Raw genomic sequence first — 13,749 nt, 5'->3', positions numbered from 1 at the left:
ATTATTAGTGATCGATATTTACATTTAAAGGAAAAAAATGGGTTCATAAATGATTATTAGTGACCATTAATTACATTTAGATCGACATAAGAATAGGAGATCGCTATTTGCTATCTCCTTTTCCCCTTTATTGATGATTGGACATGTTCGGCAAGCGGAAGCCTTCAACGACTATCTCTTCATCCACCTCTAGCAGCAGGCATCTTTTTCCTTCATACGTAATGTATTTTACGTTTTTCAGCTCTTTCGGATTGATAGAAACGTCGGCAATTTTTGTGTTGATTTTAATTGATTTCGGGATGACACTGCTTGCTTTGATTTCATGATTGACATCATAGACGACACTTTTGAAGGCGTGTTCTACTTTGGCGGTATCGACATTTTCCACACCGCTTACCTCTAAGATGCGTTCGATGTCCCGGGAATCAAGCTTAGGTGGTTCACTTTCTTCATTTTCTACACTCTCCTGGACCATCTTATCAATTTCCTCATACACATTAGAAATGACATTGGTGGCTACTTCTTCCCCTGCTACCATTTTTACAATTTGTTCAAAAGTATCCTTCTCTTCGATTGCGGTGATAATGTCTTCACAATGGAGGACTTCTTCAATAAACATCGTATCTGGCTGATTTGCTTTTCCTCCATAATAAAGAATATGATTGACGTCAGCGGCATTATCATTGAATGCAGGAAACATAAAGCCTGTTAACGGAGCCGTCAAATTGATAATCGGATCGACTGCGTTATTTGATTTAAACTCCTTCTCGATATAATCAAATAGCAATGCTTTTTTCGGCTGATCTGTTTTATTAAGCGTGCAAAGGGTAAACTCATTGGAATAGACCTCGTCGTCCCCTCCTTCTTCCGATTCTAAATCGCGTTTCCTTGTCGCCTTTTGATATTCACCACGGATAAACGTAACCACTGTATCAAATTCGTAGACGGCATGAGCAAACATTTTCTGGACGATTCTCAGCATGCTTTCCATCCATTCTTCCGAATCTGCCCGCAATCCATTGTAGAGAATCATTTGGGTACTATCTTCCACATCTCTTCTAAATTTCAATTCGAATAGCTTCGCGTCAAGGCTTCCAGTCAAAACCTTTTTAAAGTTTGTTAAAAACAATTCTTGCGCTTCCTGCTCCAGCATTTGAAATGGCTGACTGACTTGATGGTAAATCTCACCTGATTCTTTCTTTATATACACATTAAATATTTCTCGGATATTCATATAACGATTGTTTAATTTAAATTGTTTTCGGACGTTTGCGATGTCTTTTTTGTTCATTTGTCTCATCTCCCATTTCTGATTATACTGTTCAGACAAAAAAATAGGAATACTTGATATTTTTTCGATTTTCATAACACGAGGGAATATTTTCAAAATAAAAGACACTCACAAATACAAGATTCATGAGTGTTTTAGCGCTTTTATTATAGGATATATTGTTATTTCAATGTGCCCGTTCTCCATCCCTTTTTGGTTCATCCATCATCGTTCTTACATCATTCCCCGATGGATTCTGAAATAAGCGAAGCTCAAATTCTCTTGCAACCGCAAAAAGATGATCGAAGATATCAGACTGAACAGATTCGTACACGGCCCATCTGACATCATTTGAAAAGGCATAGATTTCTAATGGCAGCCCATGCTCTGTCGGTGCCAGCTGTCTAACCATTAATGTCATGTCTTGATTAATCCCGGGATGTTTTTGCAGATAATGGCTAATATACACGCGAAAAACGCCAATATTCGTCAGAGCCCTGCCATTCACTGGATTGCTTCGATTAATGTCGTTCTTCGTATTGTGCTCAGCAATTTCTTGTTCTCTATCGATAATATAGTCCGAAAGATAATGGATGCTTTTGAACTTTTCAATCATTTCCTCAGTACAAAATGAAATACTGTTTGTATCAATATATAAAGATCGCTTAATCCGACGTCCTCCAGAGGTTTGCATCCCCCGCCAATTGATAAAGGAATCAGATATTAAAGCATAGCTTGGAATCATCGTAATTGTCTTATCCCAATTTTGCACCTGTACGGTATTTAAGGAAATATCGATCACGTCCCCATCTGCTCCGTACTTAGGCATTTGAATCCAGTCACCAACCCGCACCATATCATTCGAGGACAGCTGGATTCCAGCAACAAGTCCTAATAACGAATCTTTAAAAACTAACATGAGTACGGCTGATAATGCACCAATCCCGCTTAAAAGGATAATGGGACTTTCCCCCAGCATCTTTGCAATAATCACAATAATCCCAAGTGTAATGACAATAATTTTAACAACCTGAATATATCCCTTTATCGGTCTTGTTTTAGATATTTCATAGGTTTGATAAATATCATTCATCGCATTTAATAGACTATTAAGAACCATGAGCCCCACAATGATTAAGTATGTGATCGCACCCTTTTCTATCAAATCCTTAAAATAATCATAGGTAGCAGAAAAGTTATAAATAATTATAGCAGGCACAAAATGTGACAGCTTATGGAAAACCTTTCGATCCAAAAGCATATTGTCCCATTGGTATTTGTTATTGTTTACGATATGAGAGATGGTTCTAATTACGATCTTTTTCGTGATAAAATTTGCGATCATACAAATAATCGCTATGAAAAGAATTGTAATAATCGTTGATAGATACTTATGTACCGTAGGATTCAAATTATAGTCCAACAACCAATTACTAATAAAATCCATATGTTCCTCCAATATATATACGTGGTGAACTACATTTTACGAAAGTGGCTATTGATCGACAAAATTGTGATAAGGTGCTGATTCAGATCATGGATCGATGTTTCGTACCCATGACGGTGCCATTCGATTAACATGCCAAGGATCGCATTCGTCTGATAGCTAATAAGATAATCTAGCTGTACGCCGTGATCTAACTCAAAATGTTGTCCTAAAGATTCCTTCATAAATGAACGAACGGTATCAAATAGAAGATAATAATACATCATTGGAATGCGCTCATCAAATATTATTTGATAAAAATCTTTATATTTTTTTACATGATGAAAGATTTTAATCATATCTGCCTCAAGATGCTGGATATGATAATTCGTTTTATAATAAGGCTCTTCGTAAGATATTTTCAAATCCTCGACAATGACCTCTAAGTATTCTTTAAACACTTCATGAACCTCTTTGTAGTGCAAATAAAACGTTCCGCGGTTAATGTTCGCATCCCTGCACAATTCTGCAATCGTAATTGTTTCCAATGGCTTCTGTTTTAGTAATGCCAACAAGGCATGACGTAAACTATCCTTCGTTTTAATTATTCGAAGATCCTGCTTCAATTTTTTTCACCCCAAATTGAACACTATTGTAAAAAAGTGTCTATTACTCAACATTCCTTCATTTTTCTGTCGATTGTACTGCTTTCCCTACTCTAGTATAATTTTTATTGTACACATGTTCAATATCTATCATTTGAAAATAGTGGAGGGATATGAGATGAAATTAAAGGACAAAGTCGCAATTGTAACAGGCGCTGCTTCAGGGATGGGGAAATCCATTGCAGAATTGTATGCGAGAGAAGGGGCAAAGGTAATCGTTGCTGACCTTAACCTTGAGCAAGCGGAAACAGTCGTTAAAGGAATCGCGGCAAATGGCGGCACAGCGAAGGCCGTTCAAGTGAATGTTTCCAAACAAGTTGACATTGATGCAATGATCGATACAGCGATTAGTGAGTATGGAACATTAGATATTTTAGTAAATAATGCTGGCATTATGGATGGATTTGAACCCGTTGGCGATATTCTTGATGAGCGCTGGGATTTGATTTTTGATATTAATACAAAAGGTGTTATGAGAGCGATGCGCAAAGCGATCCCTATCTTCTTGGAAAAAGAAAGCGGCGTAATCATTAATACCGCTTCAACTGGAGGACTTAATGGTGCTCATGCAGGTGCAACATACGGAGCATCCAAGCATGCAGTCATTGGTCTCACAAAAAATACCGGTTATATGTATGCAAACAAAGGCATCCGCTGTAATGCCATTGCTCCCGGCGGTGTAGCAACCAATATCGGTGCTTCTATGAAAAACATTAATCCGTTCGGAATGGAGCGTACGAAAGCTGTACAAGGTGTTATGCCACGAATCGGACAGCCTGAAGAAATCGCACAAGTCGCACTATTCTTAGCTTCTGATGAATCAAGCTTCGTCAATGGGACGGTCATTACGGCGGATGGCGGCTGGACGGCAGCATTCTAAAAACGAACCTTGTTTAAGTTTACTGCAAAAATAAAAAGAGGAAACACATGATATTTTATAAAGGACATATCGTGTGTTTCCCTTTTTAATAGGTAGTTAACTGAGGATAGATTATTCGAATTAGAATAGCTCAGAACTTCCTATTACAAACGATTCAAAAAATGAACCCCCAAAAGCTTGAAGGCGTGACACCTAATGGGATTTAATTCCACCCTAATATGAAAACAGTCTACTTGGCATTTTCATCCGGCTGATGAATCCCAAAAACATTTCCTTCGGTATCCGTATAGTATCCTTGCCACGCCATTCCAGGCAGTGCATGTTTTGGCAAAGCGACTTTGCCGCCATTATTAATGATTTTTGCTTCAACAGAATCGTAATCTTCTACTCCCATTGTACAAGCATAGCCATTCATTGCTTGACCAGGTGCTGGGGGCGGACCTTGGCGCTGCATCAATGCGCCATTGATTCCAAGCTTACTGGCATCGCCAGTTACAGCTCCGAAATAAGGCATCCCCGCATAATCGCTCCAATCTTCAAAAGTCCAGCCAAATACTTCCCCATAAAACTTCTTCGCCCGTTCCATATCATCCACATGAATTTCAAAATGAATTAATCTTCCCATGTTAACCTCCTAATTTTTCCGAAAATAATTTCTGGTAAATCTATTATTTTATATTCAACCTTTACTAGCTGAACACCTTTTTCATTATTGCAAAAAATAAGAAAAGTTATTCATGGGGTACGTTACTCTTTTCCATATAGCTTATTAGCGCATCCAAATCTTTCGCACACGCTTTTTTAAAGGTTCCTGCCATCATTTTCCCAAATATTTTTGTCCAACCTGTAAGTCCTTTTATTTCTCCATTCAGAGTAATCACGGTATGATCATCCTCTGGAGCGATTATGTATGTAAACACAAATTCTCCTTTACCTGTGGTTCCTTTCGTTCCATCACAGCGGAGTACAATTTTCTCTGGTTCCTTGAGTCCCATAACCTCGAAGTGTTCAGTGGCCTCTTTTCCAAACATCCTTTTTGTTTCCATCCACTGACTTCCTACTTGCAAAGGGCCTTCGTCTAATCGCTCTATTCTCACTAATCCTTGCATCCAGCGGCTTGCCGACTCAAGATCATGCAAACCAATATAAGCCTTTTGTCGGGATACCTTCGTCGCTCTTTTCACTTCAAAATGAATACTCAAGCTAAATCGCTCCTTGCAAAGTTTTTTAAAAGTATATCATAATAGTATATTTAATATTGGCAGAATTTTTAAATAAAAAAACGAGCACATGATTTCAGCAAATTTACTGAAACGATGTGCTCGTTTATCCGATTAGGCTTGTCCAACGGCTTTCTGGCTAATGGCCCGAATGTCCTTTTCAATGATTCCCTCTTTCGCAACGACAACAATATTATTCTTATTCTCTAGCGAGCGAATATTTTCTAATGGATTGGTTTTCGTAATAACAAAGTCTGCTAGTTTTCCAGGCTCAATTGTCCCTAGCTTATCCCCCCAGCCCATACATTCTGCCGCTACTTTTGTTGTGGCCATAATTGATTCCATTGGGGACATCCCAATATCGCACATTAAGCCTAATTCTCTTAGATTTGTTCCATGAGGCATGACACCTGCATCGGTTCCCATCGCAATTTTCACTCCCGCTCGATAGGCTTTGGTAATACTCTCCGCGTGAATTTCCACTACCTCTCGAGCCTTTTCAACCGCATATGCAGGCATGTCTTCACTGATTTTGCTTGCTTCTAGTACAGAAACAGGTGCCAGCAAGGTCGGAACCAGATAGGTTCCCTTTTCTAACATAAGTTCAATGGCTTCATCATCAAGGAAAATGCCATGCTCGATCGAGTGGATGCCAGCCCTGACAGCATTTTTCACGCCTTCCGCTCCTTGAGCATGTGCCATAACCTTTACTCCACGGCGAAAAGCTGCCTCTTGGACAATGATGGACAATTCTTCTTGAGAAAATTGAGTAAATTCCGGATGGTCTGTTGGGCTCATTACTCCGCCTGTTGCATGGACTTTAATAATATCAGCACCAGCCCGCAGCATTTCTCTTACTTTTTTCCGGACTTCTTCAGGACCATCACAAATACCAGAAGGCATCCCCGGATATTCTTTGCTTGTCACATCAATGCCTGAACGCATCCAAGAGTCACCGTGTCCCCCAGTAATCGTCAATGGATTAATACTAACCTGCATCCTTGGCCCCTTTATTAACCCTTGCTCTATCGCTTGCTTTACACCTAGATCAGTAAATCCAGCATCACGGACAGAGGTGATTCCCACATCTAACGTGCGTTTCATATACTCCATCGCCTGATAGAATTTTAGAGCAAATGGAGTCACTAAAGATTCCCGCATATCCTTTATCTCTAGCATCATATGAACATGGGTATCAATAAATCCAGGCAGAATAAAACCGCCTTGGGCATCCATCACTTCAACTGTCTCATTCGGGATATCCATATCTTTAAGGGCACCGGCCGAAACAACTCGATTATCTTGAATCAACACAGCGGCATGAGCAACTAGCCCTTTTCCTGTTCCATCGATTAGATTTCCATTTTTCACTAATGTATACGCCATTTTTCATTTCCTCCTTTGGGGCTAAAAGATGCTGGGGCTTGTCCCCTGCTAAATCGTTTTGATTAAAATGCTAGCAATGACAACAGAAGCAATCGTCACTGATGTGAATCCGCCAATCAACATTGGCGGCAAGATTTCACCTAAAATTTTCTCCTCTTCTTCCTTCGTTCTTCCAATACTGCGGCTGACTTCCTGTGAAACTAAGTAGTCACCAGGGAACCCAAACATCGCTGTTAACACGACTGGAATGCCTTTATATGGATCCCATTTAAAGATTTTTGATCCAATAAACCCTCCGATTACCAAACCAATCGTACCAGCGATAATGATTGCCGCAACTGCTGGAAGCACACTAAGAATTTGCTGGACAGTAATCGATGCTAAAGAGGCAAGAACTAGGAAGACTAAGCCAACCATGGCAATACTAAATCCATTCGCCTTTTCCAGCACATTTTGAGGATAAAACCCAAAGTAGGCACCAATTATCCCGATAGCTAAGCCCCAAAGGCTATAATTCACACCGGTAAGATTTTGCAGCCATACAGCGACGGCACCGCCAATAAAAATTAAGAATAATAGGATAAAGCTGCTTTGTTGAAACTTCTCGGGAATGAGGCTTCTTTTTGCAGTCTCTTCCTCCTTTTCCACCAGATCTTCCTGGTCTGCATAAGCAACTCCTGCAGCAGCAAATGTTCCTGCGTCCATTGTCCGGCGAAGTTTTAAAGCATGTTTTCGCAGGAAGATTGCTGTTAAAGGCATTCCTACCAGTCCCTGAAGGGTAAGAACAATGACAGGGATCGCAGCTAAGCCAGCTAAGCCAGCTTTTTGAAGAGCTTCAGCAGTGATAAGATAAGCAATCAAACCGCCTGTTAAAGGTCCTGCCCCAGCAACCGCTGTACTGTAATCAAAGAAAATCGGAACAATAGCAAGAATCAGTGCAACACAACAAACCAAACCAATTAGAGTAATTAACACAGCCTTATATTGACTTTTCATTACCTTCATTGGAATCAAGGTTCCCATATGAACAAGTAATATGGGCTGCAGCAACGAACCAACAATAGCAAATGTTGAGGCTTCAATAATATTAGCAGGAACAATTCCTGTTTTAAAACCAGTAAAAATAAGAATCATAACAACAAGCAATGTTGGGACCTTTGCTTTGGTCCAAATGGAGACAACTTCCCCCACAGCAATCATAGCTAAAACGATTAACGATGCGGTTACCGGATCCATGATGACTCCCCTCTTTCCTACAGATATTTTACAAAAGGATTACTCTTTGTTGTTGAGCTTAAATGGTGCATGCACTAAGAGCTTTACTCCATGTTCAAGTGACGCTTCATCCACGGAAAATTTAGGATGGTGGTGTGGATATATAATACCCTTTTCTTCATTTCCTGCTGCCACCATTAGAAAACAGCCTGGAACGACATCTGAAAAAGCGGAGAAATCTTCACTGCCCATCATCGTGCCCTGTTCTAAAGGTAGAATAAATTCCTTGCCAAGCACTTCACCAATGAGTTCTTCCATTTGTCTTGTCAGAATTTCCTCATTCACAACCGAACTGTAGCCAAATTCATAATGTATATCGTACGTTGCCCCATGCGCTTCCGTAATTCCTTTTACAATTCTTTCCATCAACTTAGGAATCTCTTCCCTTACCTTTGGATTAAAACTGCGTACCGTACCGTTTAATTGTACAGATTGCGGAATGATATTTTGCGCGGATCCACCATGAATCTGTGTAACTGAAACAACCGCCTTTTCATTTGTAGCAATATTCCGGGAAATGATCGACTGCAAATTGCTTACAACTTGAGCACTTATAACAATCGGATCAATGGCTGTATCAGGCTGGGACGAGTGACCGCCTTTGCCATTAATCGAAAGCGTAAACACATCACAGTTAGCCGAAACAGGACCATAACCGACGCCAATTCTTCCTGTCGGGATAGGTGAGGCTAAATGCAAGCCAATTACCTGGTCCACGCCATCAAGTACGCCTGCTTTTACCATCTCCATTGCTCCGCCTGGCGGGACTTCCTCCGCATGCTGGAAGAGGAAGCGGACTTCACCGCATAGTTGATCTTTTAGTTGGGAAAGCACCTTCGCAGCTCCTAAAAGCATCGCAGTGTGGCCATCATGCCCGCATGCATGCATAATCCCAGGATTCTGGGATACAAATTCAAAGTCATTTTCCTCTTGAATGGGAAGGGCATCCATATCTGCCCTTAAAGCAAGCACGCGTCCTGGTCTATTCCCGACTAACCGCCCAACCACACTTGTTTTCGTTGGTCTTGATAGTTCTAGATTTCCGAAGCTTTCCAATTTCTCATAAACAAATTGTGATGTCTTTTCCTCCTGAAAGGATCGTTCAGGATTTTGATGAAGATATCGTCTCCACTCGACTACGGTGTCCTTTACTGAATCAATTAATTTATCGATAGTTATCGTTTCAATCATAGTCATGACTCCTCCCTATTTTTACCCAAGGATTTTTTTTGCTGCTTGAACAAAAATGCGAACCCCATGCTCTAAAGCATCCTCGTCAATATCAAATCGGGGATGGTGATGCGGATATACGATGCCTTTTTCGGCATTTCCAGCGCCTACTGGTATAAAGCAGCCAGGTGCTTTTTGTAAATAAGCAGAAAAATCTTCACCGCCCATTGCGCCTTCCCCATACTCAACAAAGTTTTCACCTAAAGCTTCTGTTACACATTCTTCAACGATTTTTGTCAAATCCTTATCATTAAAGACTGTGCTGTATCCGTATTGATAGTGGAATTCATAGGTTCCGCCATGCGCTTCTGTTACCCCTTTTGCGATCCGTTCAATGAAAGAAACCGCTTGCTCCCTTACTTCCGGACTAAAGGATCTGACTGAACCGCCGATTTGGACTGATTCTGGAATAACATTTTTCGCGCCGCCTGCTTGCAGGGTTGTCGTAGAAATAACTAATTGCTCTTTCGGATTCAAATTTCTCGACACAATTTGCTGAATGTTTGTAATAAACTGTGCTGCCATCAAGACTGGATCAATCGAGTTTTCAGGCTGGGATGAGTGTCCTCCTTTACCGACAATTTTAAGATCAAACATATCGGAGTTTGCGGTCACTGGTCCATAGACGATTCCAACTTTCCCGGTAGGCAATAAGGACATAAGATGGATGCCAATCATATAATCGACATCATCGACAACTCCAGCATCTACCAATTCCTGTGCACCACCAGGTGGCAATTCCTCGGCATGCTGGAAGATAAACCTGATTTCCCCTCTAATTTCATCCTTCATTTCCGCCAGGATCTTGGCAGCACCAAGCAGCATCGCGGTATGGCCATCGTGCCCACATGCATGCATCACACCAGGATTTTCGGAAACGTATTCTGCTTGGTTCTCCTCATGAATGGGAAGGGCATCCATATCTGCGCGAAAACCTAAGATTTTTCCCGGCTGACTCCCAATTAGGGTAGCAACCACACTTGTTTTGGTTGGCCGTGTAACCTTCAGACCCCCAAATGAAACAAGCTGATCATAGACAAACTGAGAAGTTTTTTCCTCATGGAAGGATAATTCAGGATGTCGATGAAGATACCTTCTCCACTCCTTAACCGTATCCTTAATGGCGGAAATCTTTTGATTATCTACATTTGGTTGAAGCATTTCCTTTCACCCCTGTTTATTTGAATATCACTATTTTTCTGAAAAGTTTAATAATAAATGAATCATAGCATTTTATATTTAGAGAAAAGAAATAAATTATTTTTATACCCCTTTAATGTGTTGATCTTGCAGCACTTTAAAGAGCTATAAAAATAATTTATATCAGAAATCTTGCCTATTTTATTTATTGATCCCATTAAATTATTATTGTAAGATAAACAAAAAATGCAGAATCTTCTATAATAAAGGAGGGGTTGTTAATGAATTTACAAGGACTGGAATCTTTTTTAATGGTAGCCAATAAGAAAAGTATCTCCAAAGCGGCTGCCACTCTTCATATGACTCAGCCCACTCTTAGCACGAGGATTAAGAAATTAGAAGAAGATCTCGGCTTCCCCCTGCTGGAAAGAAGCTGGGAAGGAGTCACATTGTCAAAGCAGGGGCAATACTTTCTACCCTTTGCTGTTCACTTCCTTCACGAATTTAGCAACGCCTCAACAGCAATTGCGTCTTTTAAGGATTTTGTTTCGAAAGTAACGATTCGAGAAACCGTCAATCCAAGTCAAAGTTTACGAATTGGCATCAATGCTTGGCTTGCACCTGTTTTCTCAAATGCCATTATTACTGAATTAGACAAACAATTCCCTCATTTGGAATTCACCTTCATAACTCGGCCAACAAATACATTAAAAGAATTAATGGAATATGAAGAAATTCAAATGGCGATTTATTACCAAAACGAAACAAAATCGGTTCATTCCAGCCAGCTTTTGATGAATGATGAGATGGTGCTTTTATGTTCAAATGAAGATTGGAGTAAAATGAACGAGGATATTAGTAATATTAAAATATTAGACAGTCCGTTCTTATTATTTGATAATCCCGTACTGGCAAACAATAAGAAGCTTATTCATACGATTTCTAATCGATTAAAAATAAAAAAATGCCAAATAGTAGATCATGCCAATGTCATGCTAACTTTGATTGCCTCTAATAAAGGATATATTATCTTGCCAAAAACAGGTCTAAACCAATTAGGCAATCTTTCTTCCCTTCCAGTAAAAGTCATTCAATTAGGCAGCTCTTTTCCTAGTGTTGATATTTGTTTGGAATATAACCAACAATCTTCACTCATAGCACCGATAAAATCGATTAAAAAAATGTTAGCAGCATCCATTTCAGCCGAATACGCAGTTTAAAAATGAAAATCAAATGTAGGTATAGAGTGAATTCATATACGAATTTACTCTATTATTTTTTGCGGATATTGGATGGCTAGGAAGACAAAATAGAAAAGCTCCTCGCACATCGTGCATAGGAGCATGTATTTTTTGGAACTTAACCGGTTTTACTATCAATATTAGCCAATATCCTATTAGTTGCTTCTATAGCACCACCTGCATTCCTGAAGTCTTTAGAGAGAATCCTGGCGTTTTCTAAATAGGTTCCATTTGCCAGCACATCTTCAACTGCCTTTGCCAGATGTTTTGGTTTCATCCCTTTTAATTTTACCCCCGCACCAAGCTCCGCGACCCGGTTAGCCACTGCCCTTTGCTCACTATGGAGAGGAAATAAAACCATTGGAACGCCATAATACAGGCTTTCATTCACACTATTCATTCCGCAATGCGTAATAAATACATCTGCCTTTTGTAAGATAGCCGTCTGGTCTACTCTGTTTTGAACAGTAAAATGGTCTGGTATTGGGCCAAGTGAGTCAATCTCCGTTTTTTCACCAACTGACATCAAAACATCAAAGTCACTATCTGCAAATGCTTTCATGCAATTTTGGTAGAAATCCTTATTTTGATTGAGTACCGTTCCTAAAGAAATATAGACTAATCTTCTGCTGTTTCTTTCTTTGGATGCATCAGATGTTTTCTGGATTGAAGGACCGACAAAGGCATATTTCCCGGAAAAGGTTTCCGCCATTGGCTGGAACTTTTTTGTTGTATAGACAATGGTATTCGTCTCATTATCATTTTGAATAATCGATATAAAATTTTCTACCTCATACCCCTGAGACCGCAGCAGTTCTAACTTTTTATTGATTCTGGGCATTCCAATGATCATACTCGCCATTTCCTTAATACTGCGTTTCATTAGTTTGGCCGTATGGCGATTAAATGCAAAGGTAGTTGTTGAACAGATGTACGGAATTCCTAGTTTCTTGGCAAATAATTTTCCCCAAAAGCATAAGGAATCTGAAACAATACAATCCGGCTGAAATTCTTTCAATTCCGCACATACTTTTTCATCTAAAGCAATGGTCGTATCCACAACCATTTCAATTAATGCCGCAAAATCCTTTCCCGCTTTGCGGTCTAATTCCTCTTGTGAGATGGGAGGCAGGAACTCATCGCATGGAATAAACTTTGCACCGTGACTTTCTATTTTTTCTTTAAACGCTAAAAAAGAATAGTACCAGACAGTATGCCCTCTATCTACAAGCTCAGCTATCACCGGTAATGTCGGATTCGTATGGCCGTGTGCAGGGATCGAAAAGAAGACAATTCTACTCATTCTTATTCCTCCTCCGCTGCTTCAGCCTTACGGATCAAGTCTGCAAACTCGAGGAAATGATCCGTTTTTAAGATGGCTATTCCTTTTGTCGCGTCTTCCCCTAACACAACCAGCTTATCACCTGCATGAATCTGATACATGTCCCGCGCTTGCTTTGGAATAACAATTTGCCCGCGCTCGCCTACCTTCACAACACCGAAAAATTGCTTCCCCTTAGGACCAAGATGCTCCACCTCTTCTTCACTCATACTGCCGGATAACTGGTCCAATGTTACTTGAAAGATTTCAGCTAATATTTTACATTTATGGATATCAGGCAGCGCTTCTTCGTTTTCCCACTTTGCCACAGTCTGACGAGAAACATGGACCCTCTCAGCAAGTTGTTCCTGGCTCATTTTGTTTTTCTTACGCAACACACGAATATTCATACCAATCATATTTTCAACTCCTATTAAATTAACTATAAGTGGGATATTGTATAAAGTCTATCAACGTTCTGCGTCATTTTATGTTAAAAATTGTGGCAGCAGATCGTGTTTTTCTGGCACTGGATGAAGGACCGTTTCCTTCGTTTTCAACTATGGGGGGACTTCAGCGACTACATGAAGGACCGTTCTCCTCATTTTCAACTATGGGGGGGACTTCAGCGACTAGATGAAGGACCGTTCTCCTCATTTTCAACTATGGGGGGCTTCATCGAATGGATGAAGGAC

General features: G+C 40.1%; 13 protein-coding genes. 2 read left to right on the top strand and 11 right to left on the bottom strand.

Features of this window, described 5'->3' with window-relative positions; all coding sequences use genetic code 11:
- Positions 1-127 precede the first annotated feature (127 nt).
- The 3 genes from RUH74_RS23075 to RUH74_RS23065 all read right to left on the bottom strand — a co-directional run bounded on the left by RUH74_RS23075 (position 128) and on the right by RUH74_RS23065 (position 3,322).
- Entirely contained in the window at positions 128-1,291 is a 1,164-nt protein-coding gene (locus RUH74_RS23075; RefSeq protein WP_313804882.1) for a DUF4317 domain-containing protein, read from the bottom strand.
- 166 nt (positions 1,292-1,457) lie between these two features.
- Positions 1,458-2,717 (bottom strand): mechanosensitive ion channel family protein, encoded by a 1,260-nt coding sequence (locus tag RUH74_RS23070; RefSeq protein ID WP_313804879.1) that lies wholly within the window; start codon positions 2,715-2,717, stop codon positions 1,458-1,460.
- A 29-nt stretch (positions 2,718-2,746) separates the two neighbouring features.
- Positions 2,747-3,322 carry a TetR/AcrR family transcriptional regulator gene (locus tag RUH74_RS23065; RefSeq protein ID WP_313804876.1) on the bottom strand — a complete coding sequence of 192 codons (576 nt, stop codon included), beginning with the start codon at positions 3,320-3,322 and terminating at the stop codon, positions 2,747-2,749.
- A 157-nt stretch (positions 3,323-3,479) separates the two neighbouring features.
- Between RUH74_RS23065 and RUH74_RS23060 the strand changes: the two genes are divergently transcribed.
- A complete protein-coding gene (locus tag RUH74_RS23060) occupies positions 3,480-4,241 on the top strand; it encodes an SDR family oxidoreductase (RefSeq protein WP_313804873.1) in 762 nt (253 codons plus the stop codon).
- 229 nt (positions 4,242-4,470) lie between these two features.
- Here RUH74_RS23060 and RUH74_RS23055 read toward each other — a convergent pair whose 3' ends face one another.
- The 6 genes from RUH74_RS23055 to RUH74_RS23030 form a co-directional block, all read right to left on the bottom strand.
- Positions 4,471-4,866 (bottom strand): VOC family protein, encoded by a 396-nt coding sequence (locus RUH74_RS23055; RefSeq protein WP_313804871.1) that lies wholly within the window; start codon positions 4,864-4,866, stop codon positions 4,471-4,473.
- Between the two features lie 106 nt (positions 4,867-4,972).
- Positions 4,973-5,443: an SRPBCC family protein gene (locus RUH74_RS23050; RefSeq protein ID WP_313804869.1), complete on the bottom strand. Its 471-nt coding sequence runs from the start codon at positions 5,441-5,443 to the stop codon at positions 4,973-4,975.
- A gap of 132 nt (positions 5,444-5,575) precedes the next feature.
- Complete coding sequence (locus RUH74_RS23045; RefSeq protein ID WP_313804867.1) at positions 5,576-6,847, bottom strand: metal-dependent hydrolase family protein; 1,272 nt, start codon at positions 6,845-6,847, stop codon at positions 5,576-5,578.
- Between the two features lie 48 nt (positions 6,848-6,895).
- Entirely contained in the window at positions 6,896-8,083 is a 1,188-nt protein-coding gene (locus RUH74_RS23040; protein WP_313804865.1) for a hypothetical protein, read from the bottom strand.
- 39 nt (positions 8,084-8,122) lie between these two features.
- Positions 8,123-9,319: an amidohydrolase gene (locus RUH74_RS23035; RefSeq protein WP_396230159.1), complete on the bottom strand. Its 1,197-nt coding sequence runs from the start codon at positions 9,317-9,319 to the stop codon at positions 8,123-8,125.
- A gap of 15 nt (positions 9,320-9,334) precedes the next feature.
- On the bottom strand, positions 9,335-10,513 hold the full coding sequence (locus tag RUH74_RS23030; RefSeq protein ID WP_313804859.1) for an amidohydrolase: 1,179 nt from the start codon (positions 10,511-10,513) through the stop codon (positions 9,335-9,337).
- A gap of 260 nt (positions 10,514-10,773) precedes the next feature.
- Between RUH74_RS23030 and RUH74_RS23025 the strand changes: the two genes are divergently transcribed.
- The gene (locus RUH74_RS23025) at positions 10,774-11,712 is read left to right on the top strand and encodes a LysR family transcriptional regulator (protein ID WP_313804856.1); all 939 of its coding nucleotides are present in this window, start codon (positions 10,774-10,776) and stop codon (positions 11,710-11,712) included.
- Between the two features lie 139 nt (positions 11,713-11,851).
- On the opposite strand, the gene RUH74_RS23020 is transcribed toward RUH74_RS23025, so the two are convergent.
- Positions 11,852-13,036, bottom strand: coding sequence for a macrolide family glycosyltransferase (locus tag RUH74_RS23020; RefSeq protein WP_313804853.1), 1,185 nt, complete (start codon positions 13,034-13,036; stop codon positions 11,852-11,854).
- A 2-nt stretch (positions 13,037-13,038) separates the two neighbouring features.
- On the bottom strand, positions 13,039-13,473 hold the full coding sequence (locus RUH74_RS23015; RefSeq protein WP_313804850.1) for a helix-turn-helix domain-containing protein: 435 nt from the start codon (positions 13,471-13,473) through the stop codon (positions 13,039-13,041).
- Positions 13,474-13,749 lie beyond the last annotated feature (276 nt).

The sequence above is a fragment of the Cytobacillus sp. genome, assembly GCF_032154635.1.
Lineage (GTDB): Bacteria > Bacillota > Bacilli > Bacillales > Cytobacillaceae > Cytobacillus.
The sequence above is the reverse complement of the archived record's forward strand: the minus strand, read 5'-3'. Positions and strand labels throughout refer to the sequence as shown.

What these genes read in the sequence shown, in the direction of transcription:
- RUH74_RS23075 (WP_313804882.1), bottom strand. Translation starts at nt 1,291, where the DNA reads ATGAACAAAAAAGACATCGCAAACGTCCGAAAACAATTTAAATTAAAC.
- RUH74_RS23070 (WP_313804879.1), bottom strand. Translation starts at nt 2,717, where the DNA reads ATGGATTTTATTAGTAATTGGTTGTTGGACTATAATTTGAATCCTACG.
- RUH74_RS23060 (WP_313804873.1), top strand. Translation starts at nt 3,480, where the DNA reads ATGAAATTAAAGGACAAAGTCGCAATTGTAACAGGCGCTGCTTCAGGG.
- RUH74_RS23055 (WP_313804871.1), bottom strand. Translation starts at nt 4,866, where the DNA reads ATGGGAAGATTAATTCATTTTGAAATTCATGTGGATGATATGGAACGG.
- RUH74_RS23045 (WP_313804867.1), bottom strand. Translation starts at nt 6,847, where the DNA reads ATGGCGTATACATTAGTGAAAAATGGAAATCTAATCGATGGAACAGGA.
- RUH74_RS23040 (WP_313804865.1), bottom strand. Translation starts at nt 8,083, where the DNA reads ATGGATCCGGTAACCGCATCGTTAATCGTTTTAGCTATGATTGCTGTG.
- RUH74_RS23035 (WP_396230159.1), bottom strand. Translation starts at nt 9,319, where the DNA reads ATGACTATGATTGAAACGATAACTATCGATAAATTAATTGATTCAGTA.
- RUH74_RS23030 (WP_313804859.1), bottom strand. Translation starts at nt 10,513, where the DNA reads ATGCTTCAACCAAATGTAGATAATCAAAAGATTTCCGCCATTAAGGAT.
- RUH74_RS23025 (WP_313804856.1), top strand. Translation starts at nt 10,774, where the DNA reads ATGAATTTACAAGGACTGGAATCTTTTTTAATGGTAGCCAATAAGAAA.
- RUH74_RS23020 (WP_313804853.1), bottom strand. Translation starts at nt 13,036, where the DNA reads ATGAGTAGAATTGTCTTCTTTTCGATCCCTGCACACGGCCATACGAAT.
- RUH74_RS23015 (WP_313804850.1), bottom strand. Translation starts at nt 13,473, where the DNA reads ATGATTGGTATGAATATTCGTGTGTTGCGTAAGAAAAACAAAATGAGC.